Raw genomic sequence first — 22,544 nt, forward strand, 5'->3', positions numbered from 1 at the left:
GTTCACGCGGCTCCGTTGACGAAGGCCATGTCGGCCCGCGTCAGTTCTACATCGCGCAGAACCCGCATGACTGGAAAATCCTCCGTTTCGGTGGCCGTGATCGCCAGGTCGATGTTCACCTCGAAGCGCTGGCGGAAGGCGTCGATGATCTCGTCGACGATGATCTCCGGCGCCGACGCGCCGGCAGACAGGCCGAGCGTCGAGATATTTGTGATGTCATTCCACGGAATTTCGGCGGCGCGCTGTACGAGAAGCGACATGGTGGCGCCGGCGCGCTCCGCCACTTCGACAAGACGGCGCGAATTGGAGGAATTGGGCGCACCGACGATCAGATAGAGATCGGCGCCGGCGGCGGTTTCCTTGACCGCTTCCTGGCGGTTGGTGGTGGCGTAGCAGATCGATTCGGCGGCCGGTGCATGCAGTTGCGGGAAGCGCTCCTGCAGCACCCGCAATATGCCGGCAGTGTCTTCGACCGACAACGTTGTCTGGCTTACGAAGCCGAGCGCTTCCGGGTCGGCGGGGGCAAAGGTCCCAGCGTCGGCTTCGGTCTCGATCAGCGTGACGGCGCCTTCAGCCAGTTGGCCCATGGTGCCGATCACTTCGGGATGGCCGGCATGGCCGATCAGAAGCACATGGCGGCCGAGCCGCTGATGGCGCATCGCCTGCTTGTGCACCTTGGACACCAGCGGGCAGGTGGCGTCGAGATAGAAGAGCTCGCGTGCCTTGGCGTCGGCCGGCACCGATTTCGGCACGCCGTGGGCCGAGAAGACAACCGGCGACTTGCGGTGCTCGGCCGGGATTTCCGAGAGTTCCTCGATGAAAACCGCGCCAAGGCTTTGCAGGCCCTCGACGACATAGCGGTTGTGCACGATCTCGTGGCGGACATAGACCGGCGCGCCGTATTTCTTCAACGCCAGCACGACGATCTGGATCGCGCGGTCGACACCGGCGCAAAAGCCGCGCGGCTGGCAGAGCCGGATCGTCAGCGGTGGTTTTGTGGCGGTCTGCAGCATGATTCCAGATCGGTTGATCGTATCGTGACGCGAAATGAGGTGTGCACCCCTGCCCTGTCAAGGGCAGTTGAGATCAGGTTGAATGGTCAACCTGATCTAACTCTTTGTTGGAGCATGATCTTGTCCGAAAACCGGTTCCCACTTTTCGGGATGATGCTCTGGATCATTCAGTCTTTGCCGGGCGGCGCAGCCTGATGATCAGAACCGCGGCAAGAGCCGCCGCCAGGCCATACCAGGTGAAGGCATATTGCAGATGAGAGTTCGGCAGGTCGATGATGGTGACGCCGCCGACCGGCAGCCCGCCCGGGTTCGGCGTCTTGTCGGCGTCGATGAAGATCGGCACCAGCACGGCACCGGCCGGCAGGCCGGCACTCGCCGCCATGACATCACGATCCTTCCAATAGAAGATGTTCTTGGCCACGTCATTGTCGGGCAGCATCATCGACGGCTTGGCCGGCAGCGGGTTGCGCGCCAGGCCGGTGACCGTGACCTTGCCGGTCACCTGCCCTTGCGGGCGCTTGGCGGCATCCTTGACATCATAGGGAACGAAGCCGCGGTTGATCAGGACATAGCGGCCATCGTCGAGGGCCAGCGGGGTATAGACGTTGAAGCCGGCGTCGCCGTCCCATGTGGCGTAGAAATGCCGCTCGCCGGAGTGCAGGAACGTCCCGCTGACGGTGACCGGCGTGTAGTCGACATCACCGGTGGCGGCGAATTCCTTCTCGACGTCCGCCAGCGGCTGCGGCGCTGAATGGGTGCGCTGGTCGATGGTCTGCAGAAGGGCTTCCTTCCAGTACAGGCGCTGCACCTGCCATGTGCCAAGCCCGAGCAGGATGACGAACACCACCAGGCCGAGGCCGAGCAGCAATGCCGTCTTCGGCCGCGAGCGGCCGGCGGGCTTGGTCAGCGCCTCGCTCATTGCCCTTGGTCCAGGCGGCCTTCGGCCGCCTTGTTGGCGTATTGAAGCGTCAGCAGCACCCCCTTGATCAACCTCAGCGCCGTCAGGCACAGTCCCACGGCCAGCGGTATCCAGATGATGAAATGCAGCCAGAGCGGCGGGCTCAGCGTGACCTCCACCCACAGCGCCAGCCCCACGACGATGAAGCCGATGATCAGGATGACGAACACCGCCGGGCCGTCGCCGGCATCGGCGTAGGAATAGTCGAGGCCGCAATTGTTGCAGCGCTTGCCGACGGTGAGGAAGCCGGAAAACAGCCGTCCTTCGCCGCAGCGCGGGCAGCGTCCGTGCAGGCCGGCCGAGATCGGCTCGATGGGTGGCCAGATCGCCCTGTCTTCACTCATGGATAGTCATGCTTTACGGCTCGATTTCGATCAGCGTTCCATCCGGCACCATAGTCCAGATTTCGTCCATGTCGCAGTCGGTAACCCCAATGCAGCCATCGGTCCAGTCGACCAATTGAAGCAGCCAGCCCGACCAGCCGAATCCGTTGGCCATTGATGGGGCGCCGAAAAGAAGAAAGGCGACCGCGTTGCCGCGACCGCCCTTCTGATTTGTCGGTTCGGTGAAAGCCGTCAGTGGCCTTCGATCACCGCGCCGACCGATCCCCAGACGTAGATCGATGCGAACAGGAACAGCCAGACCACGTCGACGAAGTGCCAGTACCAGGCAGCCGCCTCGAAGCCGAAATGCTGCTTGGGCGTGAAGTCGCCTTTCCAGGCGCGGATCAGGCAGACCAGCAGGAAGATGGTGCCGATGATGACGTGGAAGCCATGGAAGCCGGTCGCCATGAAGAAGGTGGCGCCGTAGATGGAATCCTTGAAGCCGAACGGAGCGTGCATGTACTCGTAGGCCTGCACCATGGTGAACAGCATGCCGAGGCCGACGGTCAGCACCAGGCCGTTGATCAGGCCCTTGCGGTCGCCATGGATGAGCGAATGGTGCGCCCATGTCACCGTGGTGCCCGACAGAAGCAGGATGATGGTGTTGTAGAGCGGCAGATGGAAGGGATCGAGGACTTCGAGACCCTTCGGCGGCCAGACGCCGCCAGTGAAAGCGGTGCGGGCGTAATTCTGCACTTCGCTCGGAAACAGGCTGGCATCGAAATAGGCCCAGAACCAGGCAACGAAGAACATCACTTCCGAAGCGATGAACATGATCATGCCGTAGCGCAGATGCAGCGACACGACGCGCGTGTGGTGGCCCTCATGCGCTTCCTTGATGGTGTCCGACCACCAGGCAAACATCGTGTAGAGGACGATGACCAGGCCGATGAAGAACAGCCACGGATTGGCGATGTTGTGGCCGAAAATCGGAAAATCGCCGTTCTTGAGATACTGCATCAGGGCGACGCCGCCGACTGCAGTCACCAGCGCGCCGATCGACCCCAGGAAGGGCCACGGGCTCGGGTTGACGAGATGGTAGTCGTGTTGTGGTTTTGCGTGCGCGTCTGCCATATCAACCCCCGAGATTTGCTTCGGTATCTGAAACTTTGCTGCTGCTGTTCGGCGTCGATGACGCCACCGGCTTGTTCTTTTGGACCGGGAACATGGTGTAGGACAGGGTGATCGTCTTCAAGTCCTTCAGTTCCGGCACGTTGACGATATCGGGATCCACATAGAACACGACCGGCATGTCCAGCGTCTCGCCGGGCTTCAGCGTCGTGTCGGTGAAGCAGAAACACTCGACCTTGTTGAAGTAGGGGCCCGCCAGTTCCGGCTGCACGTTGAAGGTGGCGCGGCCGGTAACGGCGCGGTCGAACTTGTTGGTGGCGCTGTAATGCGCCTGCGTGGTCTCGCCGATCTTGATGGTGACCGAGCGGGCGACCGGCTGGAACTGCCAGGGAATGCCGTTGGTGTTGGCGTCGAAGCGCACGGTGATGTCGCGGTCGAGGATGCGGCCGGCATATTGCTTTTCGGCGCGCTGCGTCGTGCCGCCATAGCCGGTGGCCTGGCAGAACATCTTGTAGAGCGGCACCGCGGCGTAGGCCATCCCGATCATGCCGCCGAAAAAGGCGACGCAGACGGCGGCGACGACGCGGTTGGTGTTCTTCTTCCTGGGATCGGTCACGGTCTGGCGGGTCATCATCGGCCTCATCCGGTATGGCCGAATTTCACGATGGTCGCGACGTAGAAGATGACGACCAGAATCGCCAGCGCGACGCCGATCGCCGCCGAACGGTTGCGCCGCGCCTTCTTCTGGCTTTCGGTCAGCGTGACCAGTTCAAGCTTCTTGTCGATCATGGTCATGCTCCACCGATGGCCAAAGCGCGACCGACGACACAGTCGGCAAGATAGATGGCGAAGATGGCGAAGAGGTAGAGCAGCGAATAGGCGAACAGAGCCTTGGCCGGCTTCATGACGCGGTCGCTATCGGTCATGCACAGCACTTTCCAGGCATACCAGACGAAGCCGGCGCCGAGAGCCACTGATGCGACGCCATAGAAGGCGGTAGTGAAACCGAGCACCCAGGGCAGCACGCCGATCGGCGCCAGGATCAGGGCGTAGGCAAAGATCTGGCGGCGGGTCGAGGCCTGGCCGGCAACGTTCGGCATCATCGGGATGCCGGCCTTGGCGTAGTCGTCGGACTTGAACAGCGCCAGCGCCCAGAAGTGCGGCGGCGTCCACAGGAAGATGATCAGGAACAGGACGAGGCTTTCCAGGCTCACCGTTCCGGTCACCGCGGCCCAGCCGATGACCGGCGGGATGGCGCCGGCGGCGCCGCCGATGACGATGTTCTGCGGCGTCGAGCGCTTCAGCCACATCGTGTAGACGACGGCGTAGAAGAAGATGGTGAAGGCAAGCAGCGCCGCCGACAGCCAGTTGACCAGCACGCCCAGCGTCATCACCGACAGCACCGAAAGCACAAGGCCGAAGCTCAGGGCTTCGCCGGGCAGGATGCGGCCGGAGGGTACCGGGCGGCCGGCGGTCCGGCTCATTACTGCGTCGATGTCGGCGTCGTACCACATGTTGAGCGCACCAGAGGCGCCGGCGCCGATGGCAATGGCCAGGATGGCGATCACCGCCAGCAGCGGGTTGATGGTCACGGGTGCAGCGACCATGCCGACAAAGGCCGTGAACACCACCAGCGACATGACGCGCGGCTTCAGCAGGGCGAAGAAATCGCCCGACGTGGCTTCCGACATGCGAAAGCCCGCTTCGTCAATCATTGGGTCGTCGACAAGGGCCATGCGTACATAAGTCCAATCATTCCGTTGGCCGAAAACCGCCGGCGGGCCGGCGGTTTCGTATTCGGGCTGCCTTACTTGATCTTCGGCAGTTGTTCCCACTGGTGGAAGGGCGGCGGCGAAGGCAGCTGCCATTCGAGCGTCGTTGCACCCTCGCCCCACGGATTGGCGCCGGCGACGCGCTTCTTCTGGAAGGCCTCGAACACGCCATAGAGGAAGATCACCACGCCGACGGCCGATATATAGGAGCCGTAGGACGACACCATGTTCCAGCCGGCGAACGCGTCGGGATAGTCGATGGTGCGGCGCGGCATACCGGCGAGGCCGAGGAAATGCTGCGGGAAGAAGATCAAATTGACGCCGACGAAGGTGACCCAGAAGTGGGTGTTGGCGATCACCGGCGAGTACATATAGCCGGTCATCTTGGGGAACCAGTAGTACCAGCCGGCGAAGATGGCGAAGACCGCGCCAAGCGACAGCACATAGTGGAAGTGGGCAATGACGAAATAGGTGTCATGCAGCGAGCGGTCGAGGCCCGCATTGGCGAGCTGGACGCCGGTGACACCGCCGACCGTGAACAGGAAGATGAAGCCCAGCGCCCACAGCATCGGCGTCTTGAACGAGATCGAGCCGCCCCACATCGTCGCGATCCAGGAGAAGATCTTCACGCCTGTCGGCACGGCGATGACCATGGTGGCAAAGACGAAATAGCGCTGCGTGTCGAGCGACAGGCCGGTCGTGTACATGTGGTGCGCCCAGACGATGAAGCCGACGGCGCCGATCGCGACCATGGCGTAGGCCATGCCGAGATAGCCGAACACCGGCTTCTTCGAGAAGGTCGAGACGATGTGGCTGATGATGCCGAAGCCCGGCAGGATCAGGATGTAAACTTCGGGGTGACCAAAGAACCAGAACAGATGCTGGAACAGGATCGGATCCCCGCCGCCATCCGGGGCGAAGAAGGTGGTGCCGAAATTGCGGTCGGTAAGCAGCATGGTGATGCCACCGGCCAGAACCGGAAGCGACAAGAGCAGCAGGAAGGCGGTGATCAGAACCGACCAGGCAAATAGCGGCATTTTGTGCAGCGTCATGCCCGGCGCGCGCATGTTGAAAATGGTGGTGATGAAGTTGATGGCGCCGAGGATCGAGGACGCGCCGGCAATGTGGATCGACAGGATCGCCAGATCCATGGCCGGCCCGGGCTGGCCGGAGGTCGACAGCGGCGGATAGAGCGTCCAGCCGCCGCCAACGCCATAGGCGCCGGGCGCGCTCGGCATGAAAGCCGAAGCGATGAGCAGCAGGAAGGCCGGCGGCAGCAGCCAGAACGAGATGTTGTTCATGCGCGGGAAGGCCATGTCGGGGGCGCCGATCATGATCGGCACCATCCAGTTGGCGAAGCCGCCGATCAGCGCCGGCATGACCATGAAGAAGATCATGATCAGCGCGTGCGCGGTGCCAAAGGCGTTGTACATGCTCTTGCCGCCGTCGATGGCGGCATCGCCGTTCATGCCGTAGACCATCTGCGCCAGACCGGTGAAGATCTGGATGCCCGGCTCCTGCAGCTCCATGCGGATGACGACCGAAAGCGCGCCGCCGACGATGCCCGCGAAGATCGCGAAGATCAGGTAGAGCGTGCCGATGTCCTTGTGGTTGGTGGAGTACACCCACCGGACCCAGCCATGATAGGGCTTGTGGTCGTGGTCGTCGTGAGCTGCAGCTTCTGCCATGGTCGGCTCCGTTCCCTAATTCTTGCTAACCCGCGGCATCAATTGCCGGCGGCCGCTACCTTGTTGGTACCGTCGACCTCGGCCATCAGCGCCTTGTTGGCGCCGGGGAGGTCGGTCTTGGCTGCTGCCAGCCAGGTCTTGTACTGCGCATCGGATACGACGCGGACGGCGATCGGCATGAAGGCATGGTCCTTGCCGCAGAGCTGCGAGCACTGGCCGTAATAGATGCCTTCCTTTTCCGCCTTGAACCACGTCTCGTTGGTGCGGCCGGGAACCGCGTCCATCTTGATGCCGAAGGCCGGAACGGCAAAGGAATGGATCACGTCGGCTGCGGTAACCAGGACGCGCGTCATGGTGTTGACCGGCACGACCAGCTCGTTGTCGACCGCCAGCAGGCGCGGATAGACCTTGCGGTCTTCCTTGCCGATCGCGGCGCGGTCGGCGTCCTGCAGGATGGCCGAGTTGAAGGAGAGCGTGTTCTCGGTCTGGTACTCATAGTCCCAGTTCCACTGATTGCCCGTTACCTTGACGGTCAGCTTGGCCTCTTCCGGCGGCGTGTACTGCGCCGTCAGCAACTGGAACGAGGGAATGGCGATGAACAGCAGGACGACGACCGGCCCGACTGTCCAGATGATCTCGATCAGCGTGTTGTGGCTGGTCTTGGACGGAACCGGGTTTTTGCTGGCGCGGAACCTGAAGATGCACCAGGCGAGAAGCGCCAGAACCAAAGCAGTGATCGGGACGACGAACCACATCGTGTAGTTCCCGAACCACTCGATCTGCCGCATCATGTCTGTCGCCGGCGGCTGAAATGTCATCTCCCACGGCTGCGGCTGGGCCGCATGGGCGGAGGCACCGGCGAAAAATGCGGCGGCGGCGCCTGCCGTTGCCATCAATTTGGCGCTTGCTGGGAATTTTCTCATCGCCCTCTTCATCTCCCGGTTCCTCGCGATCGCGACGCAAGAATATCGAACAATGCCGGGATGGGAATCCCGGACAGTCCCAAGGGTGGTTCAAACCATACTCTATTTCCCTCCGCAAGAAAGGAGCGGGCGAAACCGTGCGGCATTTTTGCGCGCAAGTGCTGCCGCGCTGTTTCGACGGCCTCGTGGCCCGCGCGGGTCGTCGACAGACAGGCTATGCGGGCTTGTGTCCGGAATGCGCCCGACGGTCGCAATTCGGGCGAATTTGCTAGGGAAAAGCGCATTATTGCGCCTGCCGGGGCTGACCGGCGGTCGCCCTATCCTTTACTTGGCCTTGGCGCGGCTTAAAGTGCCGTGATTCGCAATGGAGCCGTCATGACCTCTTGGCTTTCGAGAAACGCCTGGCATTCGAAGAGCGCCTGGCATTCGAAAAGCGCTTGGCTTTCGAGAAGCGGGGCGAAGGTCGTTTTTCTCGCCGCCCTGATCGGTATCGGCTCGTCCGCAACCGGCGTCGCCAATGCAGCGCAGCCCAGCGGCACGGTCAAGTCAACGCATGGCGCGTGGTCGATCATCTGCGACACGCCGGCCGGCGCCACCTCGGAACAATGCGTGATGATGCAGAACGTCGTTGCCGAGGATCGCCCGGAAATGGGACTGTCCGTCGTCGTCCTGCGCACCGCCGACAACAAGGCCGAGATCCTGCGCGTGCTGGCCCCGCTCGGCGTTCTGCTGCCCAATGGCCTGGGCCTCAATGTCGACGGCAAGGATATTGGCCGCGCCTATTTCGTGCGCTGCTTCCAAGACGGCTGCTATGCCGAGGTCATTCTCGAAAAGCCGCTGCTCGATACGCTGAAGACCGGGACGTCGGCCACCTTCATCGTCTTCCAGACGCCGGAAGAAGGCATCGGCATCCCCGTCGACCTCAAGGGCTTCGCCGACGGTTTTGCCGCCCTGCCCTGAGCTTGATGCTTGCGAAACCGTCTTTCCTCACAATTCCCACGGGTTTGATCTTTGGCTGTGGGGGTCATCATGCGTGCTTGTTCTTTGCTTTTGTCGACCGGTCTAATCCTGACCGGCGCCGTTTCCGTCGCCTTTGCCGAGGATTCCGAAATCATCACGGCGCCCGATCCGGCCGTCATTTTCGAGCTTGCGAAAGGCTATGGCTCGGCCAAGATGGACAAGGACGACGGGGCGATCCGATGGTCTCGGGCCGGCTTCAGGGCATGAAATATGTCATCTACTTCTATGGCTGCGAAAACCATGAGAAGTGCAAGTCGATCCAGTTCTCCTCGGGCTATACCGACCCCTTCACGGCCGACCAGGCCAATGAATGGAACAAGAAATATCGCTGGGTGAAGGCCTTTTCGGGTGACGGGTCGAACTTCAAGATGGATGTCATGTTCAGGGGCGGGGCTACCCGCTCCTACCTGCTGCGGATCGTCATTGCGGATTGTGCAGGCGCGTCTTCGCGCCTACATCGTGGCAACACCATTCCTCCTGTGAGCGGACCTGCCATGAACAGCCTGACCGGCCAATTCGACATTTCAGATGATCGCATCAAGCGGATCGTCGCCGACACACTGAACGGCGCCGATGATGGCGAACTGTTCCTCGAATACAGCGAGAGCGAAGCGCTGATGTTCGACAATGGCAGGCTGAAGACCGCCAATTTCAACACCGACCAGGGTTTTGGCCTGCGCGCCGTGGCCGGCGAGGCCAGCGGCTACGCCCATTCCAGCGATCTTTCCGAGGCGTCGCTGCTGCGCGCCGCAGACGCGGTCTCGACCGTCAAGGGCGGCTATTCCGGCACGCTTGCCGCGGCGCCCGCGCGCACCAACCGCCATCTCTATGGCGAGGAGAACCCGATCCCCTCGCCTTCCTTCGAGGTCAAGGCCAAGCTGTTGCAGGAAATCGACGCATGGCTGCGCGCCGAGGACCCGCGCGTGCGCCAGGTGACGGCCTCGCTCGCGGCGTCCTGGCAGCATGTCGAGATCGTGCGCGCCGACGGCCAGATCGTGCGCGACATCCGCCCGCTGGTCCGCATCAACGTTTCCGTCGTCGTAGGCGACGGCGACCGCCAGGAAAGCGGCTCCTATGGCATGGGCGGGCGCAAGGCGTTCGGCGAGTTCCTGGTCGAGGACGCCTGGAAGCATGCGGCCAGGGAGGCGCTCAGGCAGGCGCTGGTCAATCTCGAAGCCATTCCCGCGCCGGCCGGAACGTTCGACATCGTTTTGTCCAGCGGCTGGCCGGGCGTGATGCTGCACGAAGCCGTCGGCCACGGGCTGGAGGGCGACTTCAACCGCAAGAAGACCTCCGCCTTTGCCGGCCTGCTCGGCCAGCAGGTCGCCGCCAAGGGCGTTACCGTGGTCGATGACGGCACCATGCCGGAGCGGCGGGGTTCGCTGACCGTCGACGATGAAGGCACGCCTTCGGCCCGCAATGTGCTGATCGAGGACGGCAAGCTTGTCGGCTACATGCAGGACCGCCAGAACGCCCGGCTGATGGGCATGAAAGCCACGGGAAACGGCCGGCGCGAAGGCTATGCGCACCAGCCGATGCCGCGCATGACCAACACCTATATGACGGCGGGCGACATGGAGCCGGACGAGATCATCGCCTCGGTCAAGAACGGCATCTATGCCGTATCCTTCGGCGGCGGCCAGGTCGACATCACCTCAGGCAAGTTCGTGTTCGGCTGCACCGAGGCCTACATGATCGAAAACGGCAAGGTGACGCAGCCGATCAAGGGCGCCATGCTGATCGGCAACGGACCGGACGCCATGCACCGTGTGTCGATGATCGGCAACGACATGAAACTCGACACCGGCATCGGCATGTGCGGCAAGGCCGGACAAGGCGTGCCTGTCGGCGTCGGCCAGCCGCATCTCAGGATGAACCAGATGACCGTCGGCGGCACCAGGGTTTGAGGATACGAATCCGGTCGGCTTGAATACCTTCCGCGATAGGGATATCTTACGTTCGTCTTACGCAAAGGTCCTTCGCGATGGCCGCGACCGAAAAACTTATAACGACCGTCTCTACCAAGGGACAGGTAATCCTGCCCAGCGCGATCCGCAAACGGAGGGACTGGGGCGCGGGCACGCGCCTGCAGGTCGAAGACACACCGGACGGTGTACTTTTGAGACCGGCGCCTGCCTTTGCCCCGACACGACCAGAAGATGTCTTTGGTGTCCTGCCGCACAGTGGCAGACCGAAGACCTTGGAGGAGATGGACGCGGCCGTCCTTGCTGAAGCACGGCGGCGCCATGCTCGCGATTGATACCAACGTTGTCGTCAGGTATCTGACGAACGACGATCCCGAGCAGTCCCCGCGAGCCCGGCGGCTGATCGACGGTCAGCCCGTTTTCGTCGCCGTCACGGTGATCCTGGAGGCTGAGTGGGTGCTGCGCAGCGGCTATGGTTATGATCAGGCCTCGATCGTCAATGCACTGCGGGTGTTCGGCGGGCTTCCCACTGTCGAGATAGAGGATGCTGCGATCGTCTCTTCCGCGGTCGATCTAGCCGAGACGGGAATGGATTTCGCCGATGCGCTCCATCTGGGCAAGTCCTCGCAATGCTCAGCATTTGTGTCCTTCGACCGTAAGTTCATCAAGGCCGCACAAGCGGCCGGGTACGAAAGCGTTCGCGAAGGCTAGTTTGCCAGCCGGCTACGTCTTGCGGGGGGCGGCAAACTCAAGCACGGCCTTGTGAAAATCGGCGGATTAACGTCGCCGTTTCGGCTTCTCCAGCAGCGCCACGGCCTCGACATGCGGCGACCACAGGAACTGGTCGATGGGCGTGACGCTCTTCAAGATGTAGCCGCCGTCGATCAGGATGCGCAGGTCGCGTGCCAGCGTCACCGGACTGCAGGAGACGGCGGCGACGAACGGCACATCCGAGCGGGCGATCTGCTTCGACTGGTCCTCGGCGCCGGCGCGCGGCGGGTCGAAGACGACGCCATCGAAAGCATTCAGCTCCTTGAACGTCAGCGGCCGCCGGAACAGGGCGCGGCGTTCGCCGGTTACCCGCTTCAGGCCGGTGGCGAAGCGCGATCCGCGGTCGAGCGCCGAAAGAGCTGCCGCGTCGCCTTCGACCGCGTGGACTTCGGATTTGGCCGCCAGCCGAAGCGCAAAGCTGCCGCAGCCGGCGAAAAGATCCGCGACTTTCCTGGCCCGCTTCAGATGTCCGCCAACGAGATCGGCCATCGCCTGTTCGGCGGCTTGCGTTGCCTGCAGGAAGGCGCCAGGCGGTATGGCGACAGCGACGGTGCCGAACATGACCACCGGCTTTTTCGGCTCGATGACAATCTCTTCGTCGATCGAAAGCCGGGCAAAGCCATTGGCCATGATGAAGTTGGAGGCGACCCGGCGCTGGTTCTCGCCCAGCTTGCCCGACTCATAGACAGCGACGTCAAGCCCCGAGCCCGTCACAGTGACCGCCATCCGGAACGATTTGGTGGTGGCGCAAACCAGGTCGGCGACCGACCTCAAGCGATCGAGCGCGGCAACGATCTCCGGCAGCGAGATCGGACATTCCTCGATGGGGATGATTTCCGGCGACAGATGGCGATGGAAGCCAAGCAGCATGCCTGTGTCGGCGCGCCTGGCGGCAAGCACGACGCGGCGGCGTGTGTGTGGCGCACACGGCACCAGGGCGCCGATGTCGCCGGCAATGCCTTTCAAGGCATGCACGACCTTGTCGCGTTTCCATTGCTGGTAAGCGTCGGCTTGCAGATGCTGGACGGCGCAGCCGCCACATTCGGTGAAATGCCGGCAGGCCGGATCGATACGCAGCGGCGACGTCTCCAATACCGCCATCAGCATGGCGCGATCCCTCTCGCGCGCGGCGGTGACGGTCTCGCCGGGCAGGGTGAAGGGAATGAACAGCTCGCCGGTTTCCGTCTCGGCGACGCCGTCGCCCTGCGAACCCAGTCTCTTGATGGTGAAGCCCGTGCTCATCGGTCCTTGGTCCCGGCATCCTTGATCCCGGCATCCTTGATCCCGGCAAGCAGGAATTCGCGGTTGCCGTCGCCGCCTTCGATCGGCGACATGTGCAGACCCAATGTACGCCAGCCAGGGACGCCTTCGAGCCATTCCTGCAGCAAGCCGGCCACACGGGCGGCGTCATAAGGGTCTTTCAACAGACCGCCCTTGCCGATTGCCTCGCGGCCGGCCTCGAATTGCGGCTTGACCAGAAACACCGTACGAGCGCCGTCCCGTGCCAATGCCAACGCCGGTGGCGACGCCAGTTTCAACGAGATGAAGCTGACGTCGGAGACGATGAAATCCGGGATGCGGCCGCCGAGATCGGCAGCCGCGAGCTCGCGAGCGTTGAGGCCCTCGATAACGGTCACGCGCGGGTCGCCCGCAATGTCGGGATGCATCTGGCCGTGGCCGACATCGATGGCCGTGACATGGGCCGCGCCACGTTCGAGCAGCACCTGGGTGAAGCCGCCCGTCGAGGCGCCGATATCGAGGGCTTCACTGCCCGCGGGATCGAGACCGAAATGGTCGAGCCCGGCAATCAGCTTCAGCGCCGCGCGTGAGACATAGCCCTGCGCCGGATCGTCGATGACGATGAGGCATTGCGGCAAAACCGTCTGGCCCGGCTTGCGGGCGACCACGCCGTCGACGGTCACGGTGCCGCGCTCGACCGCGTCGCGGGCGCGCGAGCGGCTCGCAAACAGGCCGCGCTGGACGAGCAATTCGTCGAGCCGCTGGCGTGTGCTGGCTGGCAGAGGGGAGTTCATCGGCCTTCATGGCGAAAGCCGGCCGCGAAGGCAAGGACATTGGCATGGGAGGACGTCGAGACCCGGGCCGCAAGCCAGTCCGCCCGGTTGAATATCGCAGCCAGTCCGGCAAGATGTAGAGGCTCAGGCAATGCGGAGGAAGACGAATGCTGACGGGAACCTGCCATTGCGGCACCGCCCACTGGACCCTGGAAGGCGATCCCGGCCCGATCACGGCCTGCAATTGCACGCTTTGCCGCCGCTATGGCACGCTCTGGGCCTATGACTTTGTCGACGAGCGTATCCGGCTTGCGGGGCCTGTGCAGTCCTACACCCGCGCCGGCAAGGAGACGCCGTCGCTGGAAATCCTGTTCTGCCCGACATGCGCCTGCGTGCTTGCCTGGCGCGGTTTGCGTCGCAGCGACAGCGGCCGCACGCGTATCGCCGTCAATGTCAGGCTGGCACCGCCGGAGGCGGTCGCCGACCTGCCGATCGACCATTTCGACGGGCTGGACACTTATGACGACCTGCCGCGCGATGGGCGCTGCGTGCGCGATATGTGGTTTTAGAAGATCGTCCGTGAGACCTGCCGTTCAACGGCCGGCATCAGGCCGTCGCTTCCGTCATCTGAAGCCTGCTTGCGCGGGCGCTCGACAGCAACGACTGGTGCGTCCGGCACGACGACAAGCTGCGGCACCTGCTTGTAGGAAAAAGCGCCCCTGATATCGCCCATCTTGCGGGCGACGATGCCTGCCACCGCCTGTTCGAGCTTGCGGTCATAGCGCGTCTCGGCCATGGCCGGCGCGGCGATGACGGCCAAAAGGGCCGCGCCGCACAGAAGCGTTCGCATTGTTTTTAACTCCCTGCCTGGCTCTCGTTCTAGCAGGGGGGGCGTTGAAAAACGGCCAAAAGACACGGTAAGCAAAACGCCAAAAGGCAGCGTTAACATAGGGTTGCAGCCGACAACCGCTTCAGAGGCATGAGGTTTGATTTAGGCCCGTTGCGCGCGCGCGGAATGGCCGAGCGCGACGAACACGGTGCGCACGATGCCGGTCGCGTCGAGCCCGGCATCGGCATACATTTTTTCCGGCTTGGCGTGGTCGGTGAACTCGTCCGGCAGCACCAGCGGCCGAACTTTCAGACCGCTTTCCAGCAAGCCTTCATGGGCGAGGAACTGCAGCACGTGGCTGGCGAAACCGCCGACAGCGCCCTCTTCCACCGTCACCAGCACTTCGTGCGAGCGGGCGAGACGGCGGATCAAATCCTCGTCGAGCGGCTTGGCGAAACGGGCATCCGCAACCGTTGTCGACAATCCGGCCGCGCCGAGTTCCTCGGCCGCCAGCAGGCAAGCCTGCAGCCGCGTGCCAAAGGACAGAAGCGCCACCTTGGTGCCTTCCCTGACGATGCGGCCCTTGCCGATTTCGAGCACCGAGCCGCGCTCCGGCATGTCGACGCCGACGCCATTGCCGCGCGGATAGCGGAAGGCGATCGGGCCTTCGTCATAATAGGCGGCGGTGCGCACCATGTGGCGAAGCTCCGCCTCGTCGGCGGCCGCCATCACCACGAAGCCCGGCAGCGTCGCCAGGAAGGTGGTGTCGAAGGCGCCGCAATGAGTGGCGCCGTCGGCGCCGACGAAACCGGCGCGGTCGATCGGGAAACGCACCGGCAGTTTCTGGATCGCCACGTCGTGGACGACCTGATCGTAGGCGCGCTGCAGGAAGGTCGAATAGATGGCGGCGAAGGGCTTGTAGCCCTCGCTGGCGAGGCCGGCGGCGAAGGTCACGGCATGTTGCTCGGCAATGCCGACATCGAAGGTCCGGGTCGGAAACGCTTCGCCGAACAAATCGAGGCCGGTGCCGTTCGGCATGGCGGCGGTGACGGCGACGATGCGGTCGTCCAGGCGGGCTTCCTGGACCAGGCTTTCGGCAAACACCTTGGTGTAGGCCGGCGCATTGGCCGGGGCCTTGGTCTGCGCGCCGGTGATGACGTCGAACTTGTTCACGCCATGATATTTGTCGGCCGCAGCCTCGGCCGGCGCGTAGCCCTTGCCCTTCTGGGTCACGACATGGATCAGCACCGGACCGTCGGCATGGTCGCGGACGTTCTTCAAGACCGGGATCAGATGCTCGAGATTGTGGCCGTCGATCGGGCCGATATGGTAGAAGCCAAGCTCCTCGAACAGCGTGCCGCCGGTGACGTAGCCGCGCGCATGCTCGACCGCCCGCTTGATGGCGCGGTCGGCGCGCTTGCCGAGATAGGAGGTCAGCTTCTTGCCGAAATCGCGCAGGCCAAGATAGGTCTTGCCCGACGCGAGCCGCGCCAGATAGGCGCTCATGGCGCCGGTCGGCGGCGCGATAGACATGTCGTTGTCGTTGAGGATGACGATCAGCCGGGCATCAAGCGCGCCGGCATTGTTCATGGCTTCATAGGCCATGCCGGCGGACATGGCGCCGTCGCCGATGACGGCAATGACATTGTTGTGGCCGCCCGAGAGGTCGCGCGCCATGGCCATGCCGAGGCCGGCGGAAATGGAGGTCGAAGAGTGCGCGGCGCCGAACGGGTCGTATTCGCTCTCGGCGCGACGGGTGAAGCCGGACAGGCCGCCTTCTTGCCTGAGCGTTCGGATGCGGTCGCGGCGGCCGGTCAGGATCTTGTGTGGATAGGCCTGGTGGCCGACATCCCAGATCACGCGGTCTTCCGGCGTGTTGAAGACATAGTGCAGCGCCACCGTCAGTTCGACGACACCGAGGCCGGCGCCGAGATGCCCGCCCGTATGCGAGACGGCATCGATCAGCTCGGCGCGCAGCTCCGAGGCCAGCTGCGGCAGCTCGCTTTCGTCAAGCTTCTTCAGGTCGGCTGGAATGCGGACCTTGTCGAGAAGCGGCGTATGCAGCGTTGCGTTCACTGTTAAAGGGCCTGCTCAGCTATAATGCGCGTCGATCATGGCGAAATATGCCTGCGTCGCCGGAATGTAAATGCGTGTCAGTGACGCGGGTGATGCTGACGTTAATTGTCCGGTAACGGAATGAACTCTTCCTCATCTCCGGGAACGATATCGAAGCGGCCGGTCTTCCATTCCTGCTTGGCCTGTTCGATGCGTTCCTTCGACGACGAGACGAAGTTCCACCAGATGTGGCGCGGGGAGCCGAGCGAAGCGCCGCCGAAGAGCATGAAATGGGCGCCGCGCTCTGACGACACGACGATCTCGTCGCCAGGCCGGAACACCAGCAGCCGTTCGGCCGGAAAGCGGTCGCCCGAGATCGAGACATCGCCGTCCAGCGTGTAGATGGCGCGTTCCTCGGCGTCGGCGGGAATTTTGACGCTGGCGCCGGGCGCCAGCCTCAGATCGGCGTAGAGCGTCTCGGTGTCGGCTCTTACCGGCGAGCGCAGTCCCTGGAAATCGCCGATCACCACGCGGCCGGAAACACCTTCGGCGTCGATCTCGGGCAGAAGGAGCGCGGCCGTGTTCTCGAACACCGGCGCCACTTCCTCCTTGCCGTCGGGCAAAGCCAGCCATGTCTGCAGGCCGGAGACCGACATTGGCGCGCCGCGCAGTTCTTCGGGCGTGCGCTCGGAATGGACGATACCGCGGCCGGCGGTCATCAAATTCACGTCGCCCGGCTGGATGACCATCTCGGTGCCGAGCGAATCGCGGTGCCTGATATTGCCGTCGAACAGATAGGTGACGGTGGAAAGCCCGATATGCGGGTGCGGGCGCACATCCATCGCCTGGCCGGCGCGCAAGATCGCCGGCCCCATGCGGTCGAAGAAGATGAAGGGACCGACCAGCCGCCGCTTTGCCGTCGGCAGAGCGCGGCGAACCTGGAAGCCGCCAATATCCTTGGCGTTTGGAATGACCATGAGCTCGATCTGGTCGCTGGCGAAGGCATCGCCAGGCTCAGGGTCCTTGCCGGGGAAGAAACTCATCTGGATGTCCTCAGGCGAAGCGGAGCGCCGATTTGGCTTTTGCCTTGGCCGCCACCTCTTCGCGATTGCGCGGATGATGCGTGGTTTCCAGCGAATGCAGCAATTCATGCGCCGATTCGGCGATCGCCTCGACGGCACGGTCGAAGGCCGCCTGGTTGCGCTGCGAGGGCCGCGTCGTTCCGCTCAGTTTGCGCACGAATTGAAGCGCGGCGTCGCGGATCTCGTCATGGGTCGCCGGCGGCTCGAAATTGAACAGGGTCTTGATGTTTCTGCACATGCTTGAACTCCTATCTGCTTTATGCCCGCCCCATTCCACTACTCCGCGTCGAGCGGCTCCGTTCCCACCGGTTTGCCATCACGCGACAGCCTGATCTTCTCGACCTTGTCTTCGGCGGCCTTCAGCAGCCGGTCGCAATGGGCCTTCAGCGCCTCGCCGCGCTCATAGATCTTGATCGACTGGTCGAGCGGCACGTCGCCGCGTTCGAGATCATCGACAATCTTTTCCAGCGCGTCGAGTGCCTGCTCGAAGCTCATCGCCTTGACGTCTTCATTTGCTTCGCCAGCCATACTTTACCCCTTCATCAGCCGCCCGACATGGGCGGCGACCGAAAATGCCAGTCCCTGCAGATCGTAGCCGCCCTCAAGCAGGCTGACGAGCCGGTTGCCGCTGTGGCGCCCGGCGCGTTCCAGCAACTGGCCTGTCGCCCAGTCGAAATCGTCCTCGCTGAGGTTGATCTCGGCCAGCGGGTCGCGATGGTGAGCGTCGAACCCTGCGGAAATGATGATCAGATCGGGCGCGAAATTATCGAGCGCCGGCAGGACGCGCGACAGCAAGGCATCGCGAAACATGTCCGAGCCGGTCTGCGGCGCCAGCGGGGCGTTGACGACGTTGCCGGCGCCGGTTTCGCTCTTGGCGCCGGTGCCGGGATAGAGCGGCATCTGGTGCGTCGAACAATAGAGCACCGAGGGATCGTCCCAGAAAATGTCCTGCGTGCCATTGCCGTGATGCACGTCCCAGTCGACGATGGCGACACGCTCGGCGCCGTGTTTCTTCTGCGCGTAGCGGGCCGCGATCGCCGCGGTGTTGAACAGGCAAAAGCCCATGGCCGTGGTCTTTTCGGCATGATGGCCGGGCGGACGCGCGGCGACGAAGGCATTGGCAACGCTGCCCTCGAAAACATCGTCGACGGCAGCGTTGGCCGCACCGATGGCAGTGACCACCGCCTGCCAGCTTTTCGGGCTGGCGCTCGTGTCGGCGTCGATCGAGGCAATGCCGCTTTCAGGGATCGCGGCGCGGACGCGGGCGACGAAATCCTCGGGGTGGGCGTAGAGGATTGTGGCCTCGTCGCCTTGCGGCGCCGTTACCCGATCGAGTGCGGTGAAGGCCTCGTCGTCGAGCACGCGCTCGATAGCGCGCAAGCGGTCCGGCCGCTCCGGATGACCGGGGGGCGTCAGATGTTCGAGGAAGATCGGATGGGTGTAGAGCCTGGTGACCATGACCCGATATAGGCGCGCCCGGCCGCTTTGACCATGGTTTGACGCCGCACCGCCCCGACGTTCAACAGGGATTACACCCCGGGCGCCGGCTGCGTCCAGCGCGAGCCGCCGAAGGAGGCCAGCGCCTTATCCCTGAGTTCCCTGAACTTGGACGACCCCTCGGCCAGCCGCTGGTCCCATTCGGCGTTCGGCACCTGGCCTTCGATGGTCTTGAAATAGACCTGCATCAGGCAGGCTATGGCGAAGGGTTCGATGAAGGCCGCCTTGAAGGCCCAGGCAAGGAGGATGGCGAGCACGAAGGCCCAGCCGCCGAGCTGCCCCGGAATGAACCACATGATGGCGGCGGCCGGCGCCAGCATCAAAAGGAAGATGACGAAGGACACACCCCACATGATGACCGCCAGCCAGATGGCGTTCTTGACCATGGTCTTGCCGTTCTGGGCGTAGAGCACGACGCCTTGCCGGGCTGTCTCGAAGGGCGATGATGAATTGATGCGGATGTTGTAGCCGAGGATGATCTCGTCGACATAGGTCAGCGACAGGCGGATGACCGTATTGATGAAAGCGATCAGGCCGCCGAGACCCGGAATGGGCAGGAAGGCGGCGATGCCGCCGATCAGGCCGGTGATGGCGCGGATGGCGCCCTTGACCAGCTGGTCGACCACGAAAAGGATGTTGGCCTCGGCGAAACGCTCCTTCACCACGTCCTTGGCGTAGGCGATCTGGTCCTGCCCATTGGGAACGTCCCGGCCATCGATCAAATGGACCATGACGGCGATATGGCCGGCCTTGACGACATAGAGGATGTATTCGCGGATCCAGTACAGCGCGATCGAAACGACGCCGATGCCGACGATGCCGCCCCAGAGCGCAAAAGACAGCGGCCCGTCGGGATCGGTGGAGATGTGGCCGACGCCATAGCCGACCGAGGCGCCGCTGCCGGTCGCCACGATGTAGGCGAGCGTAATGCCGAAATAGACGATCATGCGAAAGACGATGAATGGCCATGTCCTGATCATGATGGACACCGACCTGCCGATTTCGAAATCCCACATGCGCCCGAATCTCCCCTCAGAGATGGACGGCGAGGATGAACCCGGGCCGGGAATTGTCAATCTCGGCAATGCCGGGGATCGGCTGGCGAGATTTCAGACCGGCTGCGAGTCCTGCTTTTTAAGCAAGCCTTCAAGCAACTGCTGGAAGGCCGCCACCACGGTCTTCGACGTGGCTTCGGGGTCGTTCGAATTGGCGATGCGCTGTGCCGCCTGGCTGCTGGCGCCGTTGATCAGCCGGGCGGCGGTTTCGGGGTCGACGCCGGGGACGACCACCCCCTCCTGCTGCAGAGCCGTCAGATGATCGGTCATTGAACCGACGCAGGCATTGGCATTCGGCCATTGCGCCGGATCGCCGAGCACAGCCGGACCGTCGCGAAACATGATGCGCTGGATTTCCGGCTCCAGCGCCATCTCGATATAGGTCGTGCATTCGTCGACGAAACGCTGCCAGCGGCTTGGCGCCCGCGACGCAATCTCATGGATGCGGACGGCCATCTCGCCATCGATTTCGGCGATGACAGCCTGCAGCAGGCCCTTCTTGTCGCCGAAATGATGGTAGAGCGCGCCGCGGGTCAGCCCGGCCGAGGCGGTGAAGTCGTCCATCGACGCCTCGGCATAGCCGATTGTGCCGAAAGCGTGGCGGGCCGCCGTGATCAGCTTGGCGCGCGTTTCGGCAATCATCTCCTTGCGGGGTCTGTGCATGGTTCTGGCCTTATTCACATACGCTTCGTATGCCAATTGACATACGCGGCGTATCGACTACCTATATTCATACGGACCGTATGTAATTGTCGAATTGGCCTTTGTCGAGGAACCAGCCATGCAAAACCCATACTCGGAAATCTTTGGTGCCCCTGGAGCCAAGGGGTTTGCCGCCGCGGGCTTCCTCGCGCGGCTGCCGATCGCCATGGCGCCGATCGGCATCGTGGCCATGCTCTCGCAGACGCGTGGCGAATACTGGCTGGCGGGAGCTGTCTCGGCGACGTTCGCGCTGAGCAACGCTTTCGTGGCGCCGCAGATATCACGGCTGGTCGATCGCCTCGGCCAGACGCGGATCGTGATTCCGACCACCATCCTCACCGTGCTCGCCTTCGCGGTGCTGATTGCCGCAGCCAATCAGGACTGGCCGGTGTGGACGCTGTTTGTGTCGGCACTGGCGGCCGCCGCCATGCCCAGCATGCCGGCGATGGTGCGCGCGCGCTGGACCGAGATTTTTCGCGGCCGGCCGCAGATGAACACCGCATTCGCCTTCGAATCGGCGGCGGACGAACTCGTCTACATTGCAGGCGCATCGCTGTCGGTGGGCTTGAGTGCCGCTCTGTTCCCGGAAGCCGGTGTCCTGGTCAGCACGCTATTCCTCGCCCTTGGCTCGGCAGCCTTCATCCTGCAGCGTTCGACCGAACCACAAGTGCGGCCGGTGAATCATGTCTCGAGCGGCTCGGCAATCCGGCTCAGGTCGGTGCAGATCATCACCTTCGCCCTGATCTTCGTCGGCGCCACCTTCGCGACCACGGAAGTGAGCACGGTGGCGATCACCAAGGAACTCGGCCAGCCGGGCGCCGCCAGCCTCGTCATCGGCGTCTATGCGCTGGGATCGTTCGTGCTCGGCCTTATCGTCGGCGCGCTCAACCTGAAAGCGCCGCTGCAGCGCCAGTTGGCCCTCGCGGTCGCCCTCGTTGCGCTCGGCACGCTGCTGCCGCTCACCGCCGACACGGTGCCGCTGCTGGCGCTGACCGTTTTCATCAGCGGCGTGGCGATCTCGCCAACCTTCATCACCGCCTTCGGCCTGATCGAACGCCACGTGCCGGAAGCGATGCTGACCGAAGGCATCACCTGGGTGATGACAGGCATCGGCATCGGCATGGCGCTCGGTTCGTTTGCCGCCGGTGCGGTGGTGGATGAATTCGGCGCCCGCAACGGGTTCTGGGTCTCGGTGGCGGCCGGCGTCATCGCATTGGTGACGGTGTTGCTGGGCCAGCGCAGCCTGGCCACCCGCGCCTGCGAGCTGGACGGCTGCGGTGCAGCCGCCGTTCCCGCGGAATAAACGCACAAGCGTCCGGTCGGGAACGCGGATCGGACGCAGCTTCTCCAAAGGAGCGCGGCTCCCTACGACTGTTCAAGCCTCTTGCGGATCTCGTTTCCATCGAGAACGACAACAGGACTTCCCAGTGTCTCAACCATATCCGGGTTCAGATGGGGTATGGTTTCAGCGCGCCCGACCATCGGCGGACATTCTCCGGCGCAATACACGACCGAGCTGGTGACACGCAGGATTTTCCACAGCGCTTCGTAGAGGCGCGGATCGTCGGGCGGCCGCGCGACGGTGAAGCCTGAACATCGCGAGGCATCGCCGGGGTCGAAATTGAGATAGAGGTCGGCCGACGACGCATCGTCATAGGCGACGACCCAGCAGGTGAATTCAGGTTCACGCCTGGTGACGAACGGCGCGAAGGCATCCTCGACGATCGATGTGGGGAAGTAGCTCTCTTCGCCATCTTCAAAGCAATTGAGATAGGCCTCGAAGCTCAT

Annotated in this window: 28 protein-coding genes; 7 read left to right on the plus strand and 21 right to left on the minus strand. The window is 63.3% G+C overall.

What is annotated here, in order from left to right; all coding sequences use genetic code 11:
- Positions 1–2 precede the first annotated feature (2 nt).
- The 10 genes from ispH to coxB all read right to left on the minus strand — a co-directional run bounded on the left by ispH (position 3) and on the right by coxB (position 7,820).
- Positions 3–1,013 carry a 4-hydroxy-3-methylbut-2-enyl diphosphate reductase gene (gene ispH / locus NKI06_RS20165; RefSeq protein ID WP_023692071.1) on the minus strand — a complete coding sequence of 337 codons (1,011 nt, stop codon included), beginning with the start codon at positions 1,011–1,013 and terminating at the stop codon, positions 3–5.
- Positions 1,014–1,176: 163 nt separating this feature from the next.
- Positions 1,177–1,932 carry an SURF1 family protein gene (locus NKI06_RS20170; RefSeq protein ID WP_023692072.1) on the minus strand — a complete coding sequence of 252 codons (756 nt, stop codon included), beginning with the start codon at positions 1,930–1,932 and terminating at the stop codon, positions 1,177–1,179.
- The gene (locus NKI06_RS20175) at positions 1,929–2,315 is read right to left on the minus strand and encodes a DUF983 domain-containing protein (RefSeq protein ID WP_023685423.1); all 387 of its coding nucleotides are present in this window, start codon (positions 2,313–2,315) and stop codon (positions 1,929–1,931) included. The genes NKI06_RS20170 and NKI06_RS20175 overlap by 4 nt, the downstream gene beginning before the upstream one ends.
- A gap of 13 nt (positions 2,316–2,328) precedes the next feature.
- A complete protein-coding gene (locus NKI06_RS20180) occupies positions 2,329–2,469 on the minus strand; it encodes a L,D-transpeptidase family protein (protein ID WP_023668415.1) in 141 nt (46 codons plus the stop codon).
- Between the two features lie 77 nt (positions 2,470–2,546).
- Positions 2,547–3,428 (minus strand): cytochrome c oxidase subunit 3, encoded by an 882-nt coding sequence (locus tag NKI06_RS20185; RefSeq protein WP_023668416.1) that lies wholly within the window; start codon positions 3,426–3,428, stop codon positions 2,547–2,549.
- Between the two features lies 1 nt (position 3,429).
- Positions 3,430–4,056 (minus strand): cytochrome c oxidase assembly protein, encoded by a 627-nt coding sequence (locus NKI06_RS20190; RefSeq protein WP_023727487.1) that lies wholly within the window; start codon positions 4,054–4,056, stop codon positions 3,430–3,432.
- An 8-nt stretch (positions 4,057–4,064) separates the two neighbouring features.
- Positions 4,065–4,220: a cytochrome c oxidase system small membrane protein gene (locus NKI06_RS20195; RefSeq protein ID WP_023668418.1), complete on the minus strand. Its 156-nt coding sequence runs from the start codon at positions 4,218–4,220 to the stop codon at positions 4,065–4,067.
- Positions 4,217–5,161 (minus strand): heme o synthase, encoded by a 945-nt coding sequence (locus tag NKI06_RS20200; RefSeq protein WP_023668419.1) that lies wholly within the window; start codon positions 5,159–5,161, stop codon positions 4,217–4,219. Before NKI06_RS20200 ends, NKI06_RS20195 begins: the two co-directional genes overlap by 4 nt.
- A 71-nt stretch (positions 5,162–5,232) precedes the next feature.
- Positions 5,233–6,885, minus strand: coding sequence for a cytochrome c oxidase subunit I (gene ctaD, locus NKI06_RS20205; RefSeq protein WP_023668420.1), 1,653 nt, complete (start codon positions 6,883–6,885; stop codon positions 5,233–5,235).
- Between the two features lie 38 nt (positions 6,886–6,923).
- A complete protein-coding gene (coxB, locus tag NKI06_RS20210; protein WP_050485823.1) occupies positions 6,924–7,820 on the minus strand; it encodes a cytochrome c oxidase subunit II in 897 nt (298 codons plus the stop codon).
- Positions 7,821–8,183: 363 nt separating this feature from the next.
- On the opposite strand from coxB, the gene NKI06_RS20215 reads away from it, so the two are divergent.
- From NKI06_RS20215 to NKI06_RS20235, 5 genes are all read left to right on the plus strand, one after another.
- On the plus strand, positions 8,184–8,768 hold the full coding sequence (locus NKI06_RS20215) for an invasion associated locus B family protein (RefSeq protein ID WP_023668422.1): 585 nt from the start codon (positions 8,184–8,186) through the stop codon (positions 8,766–8,768).
- Between the two features lie 69 nt (positions 8,769–8,837).
- Positions 8,838–9,035, plus strand: a complete 198-nt coding sequence (locus NKI06_RS20220; protein WP_155923284.1) for a hypothetical protein — start codon at positions 8,838–8,840, stop codon at positions 9,033–9,035.
- The gene (gene tldD / locus NKI06_RS20225; protein ID WP_023702015.1) at positions 9,032–10,735 is read left to right on the plus strand and encodes a metalloprotease TldD; all 1,704 of its coding nucleotides are present in this window, start codon (positions 9,032–9,034) and stop codon (positions 10,733–10,735) included. Before NKI06_RS20220 ends, tldD begins: the two co-directional genes overlap by 4 nt.
- A gap of 77 nt (positions 10,736–10,812) precedes the next feature.
- Complete coding sequence (locus NKI06_RS20230; protein ID WP_081732289.1) at positions 10,813–11,088, plus strand: AbrB/MazE/SpoVT family DNA-binding domain-containing protein; 276 nt, start codon at positions 10,813–10,815, stop codon at positions 11,086–11,088.
- Complete coding sequence (locus NKI06_RS20235) at positions 11,075–11,464, plus strand: type II toxin-antitoxin system VapC family toxin (RefSeq protein WP_023834470.1); 390 nt, start codon at positions 11,075–11,077, stop codon at positions 11,462–11,464. Before NKI06_RS20230 ends, NKI06_RS20235 begins: the two co-directional genes overlap by 14 nt.
- A 66-nt stretch (positions 11,465–11,530) precedes the next feature.
- On the opposite strand, the gene NKI06_RS20240 is transcribed toward NKI06_RS20235, so the two are convergent.
- Positions 11,531–12,766 (minus strand): class I SAM-dependent RNA methyltransferase, encoded by a 1,236-nt coding sequence (locus NKI06_RS20240; protein ID WP_352986850.1) that lies wholly within the window; start codon positions 12,764–12,766, stop codon positions 11,531–11,533.
- Entirely contained in the window at positions 12,763–13,557 is a 795-nt protein-coding gene (locus NKI06_RS20245) for a TlyA family RNA methyltransferase (RefSeq protein WP_023716107.1), read from the minus strand. The genes NKI06_RS20240 and NKI06_RS20245 overlap by 4 nt, the downstream gene beginning before the upstream one ends.
- Before the next feature lie 146 nt (positions 13,558–13,703).
- Between NKI06_RS20245 and NKI06_RS20250 the strand changes: the two genes are divergently transcribed.
- Positions 13,704–14,105 (plus strand): GFA family protein, encoded by a 402-nt coding sequence (locus NKI06_RS20250; protein WP_023716106.1) that lies wholly within the window; start codon positions 13,704–13,706, stop codon positions 14,103–14,105.
- On the opposite strand, the gene NKI06_RS20255 is transcribed toward NKI06_RS20250, so the two are convergent.
- The 8 genes from NKI06_RS20255 to NKI06_RS20290 form a co-directional block, all read right to left on the minus strand.
- Positions 14,102–14,386: a hypothetical protein gene (locus NKI06_RS20255; protein WP_023668429.1), complete on the minus strand. Its 285-nt coding sequence runs from the start codon at positions 14,384–14,386 to the stop codon at positions 14,102–14,104. The genes NKI06_RS20250 and NKI06_RS20255 overlap by 4 nt on opposite strands.
- Before the next feature lie 141 nt (positions 14,387–14,527).
- Positions 14,528–16,441: a 1-deoxy-D-xylulose-5-phosphate synthase gene (gene dxs / locus NKI06_RS20260; protein ID WP_352986853.1), complete on the minus strand. Its 1,914-nt coding sequence runs from the start codon at positions 16,439–16,441 to the stop codon at positions 14,528–14,530.
- A gap of 101 nt (positions 16,442–16,542) precedes the next feature.
- Entirely contained in the window at positions 16,543–17,463 is a 921-nt protein-coding gene (locus NKI06_RS20265) for a pirin family protein (protein ID WP_023685413.1), read from the minus strand.
- 10 nt (positions 17,464–17,473) lie between these two features.
- On the minus strand, positions 17,474–17,740 hold the full coding sequence (locus NKI06_RS20270; protein ID WP_023668432.1) for a DUF2277 domain-containing protein: 267 nt from the start codon (positions 17,738–17,740) through the stop codon (positions 17,474–17,476).
- Positions 17,741–17,778: 38 nt separating this feature from the next.
- Positions 17,779–18,030, minus strand: a complete 252-nt coding sequence (locus NKI06_RS20275) for an exodeoxyribonuclease VII small subunit (RefSeq protein WP_023668433.1) — start codon at positions 18,028–18,030, stop codon at positions 17,779–17,781.
- A 3-nt stretch (positions 18,031–18,033) separates the two neighbouring features.
- Positions 18,034–18,960 carry a histone deacetylase family protein gene (locus tag NKI06_RS20280; RefSeq protein ID WP_352986855.1) on the minus strand — a complete coding sequence of 309 codons (927 nt, stop codon included), beginning with the start codon at positions 18,958–18,960 and terminating at the stop codon, positions 18,034–18,036.
- Between the two features lie 71 nt (positions 18,961–19,031).
- The gene (locus tag NKI06_RS20285; protein WP_023685411.1) at positions 19,032–20,015 is read right to left on the minus strand and encodes a hypothetical protein; all 984 of its coding nucleotides are present in this window, start codon (positions 20,013–20,015) and stop codon (positions 19,032–19,034) included.
- A 93-nt stretch (positions 20,016–20,108) separates the two neighbouring features.
- Positions 20,109–20,717 (minus strand): TetR/AcrR family transcriptional regulator, encoded by a 609-nt coding sequence (locus NKI06_RS20290; RefSeq protein ID WP_023685410.1) that lies wholly within the window; start codon positions 20,715–20,717, stop codon positions 20,109–20,111.
- A gap of 118 nt (positions 20,718–20,835) precedes the next feature.
- Between NKI06_RS20290 and NKI06_RS20295 the strand changes: the two genes are divergently transcribed.
- Complete coding sequence (locus NKI06_RS20295; RefSeq protein WP_023716104.1) at positions 20,836–22,059, plus strand: MFS transporter; 1,224 nt, start codon at positions 20,836–20,838, stop codon at positions 22,057–22,059.
- 62 nt (positions 22,060–22,121) lie between these two features.
- Here the strand turns inward: NKI06_RS20295 and NKI06_RS20300 are convergent, their stop codons facing one another.
- Positions 22,122–22,544, minus strand: a complete 423-nt coding sequence (locus NKI06_RS20300; protein ID WP_023685408.1) for a hypothetical protein — start codon at positions 22,542–22,544, stop codon at positions 22,122–22,124.

The organism is Mesorhizobium sp. M0772 (genome assembly GCF_040320135.1).
Taxonomy (GTDB): Bacteria; Pseudomonadota; Alphaproteobacteria; order Rhizobiales; family Rhizobiaceae; genus Mesorhizobium.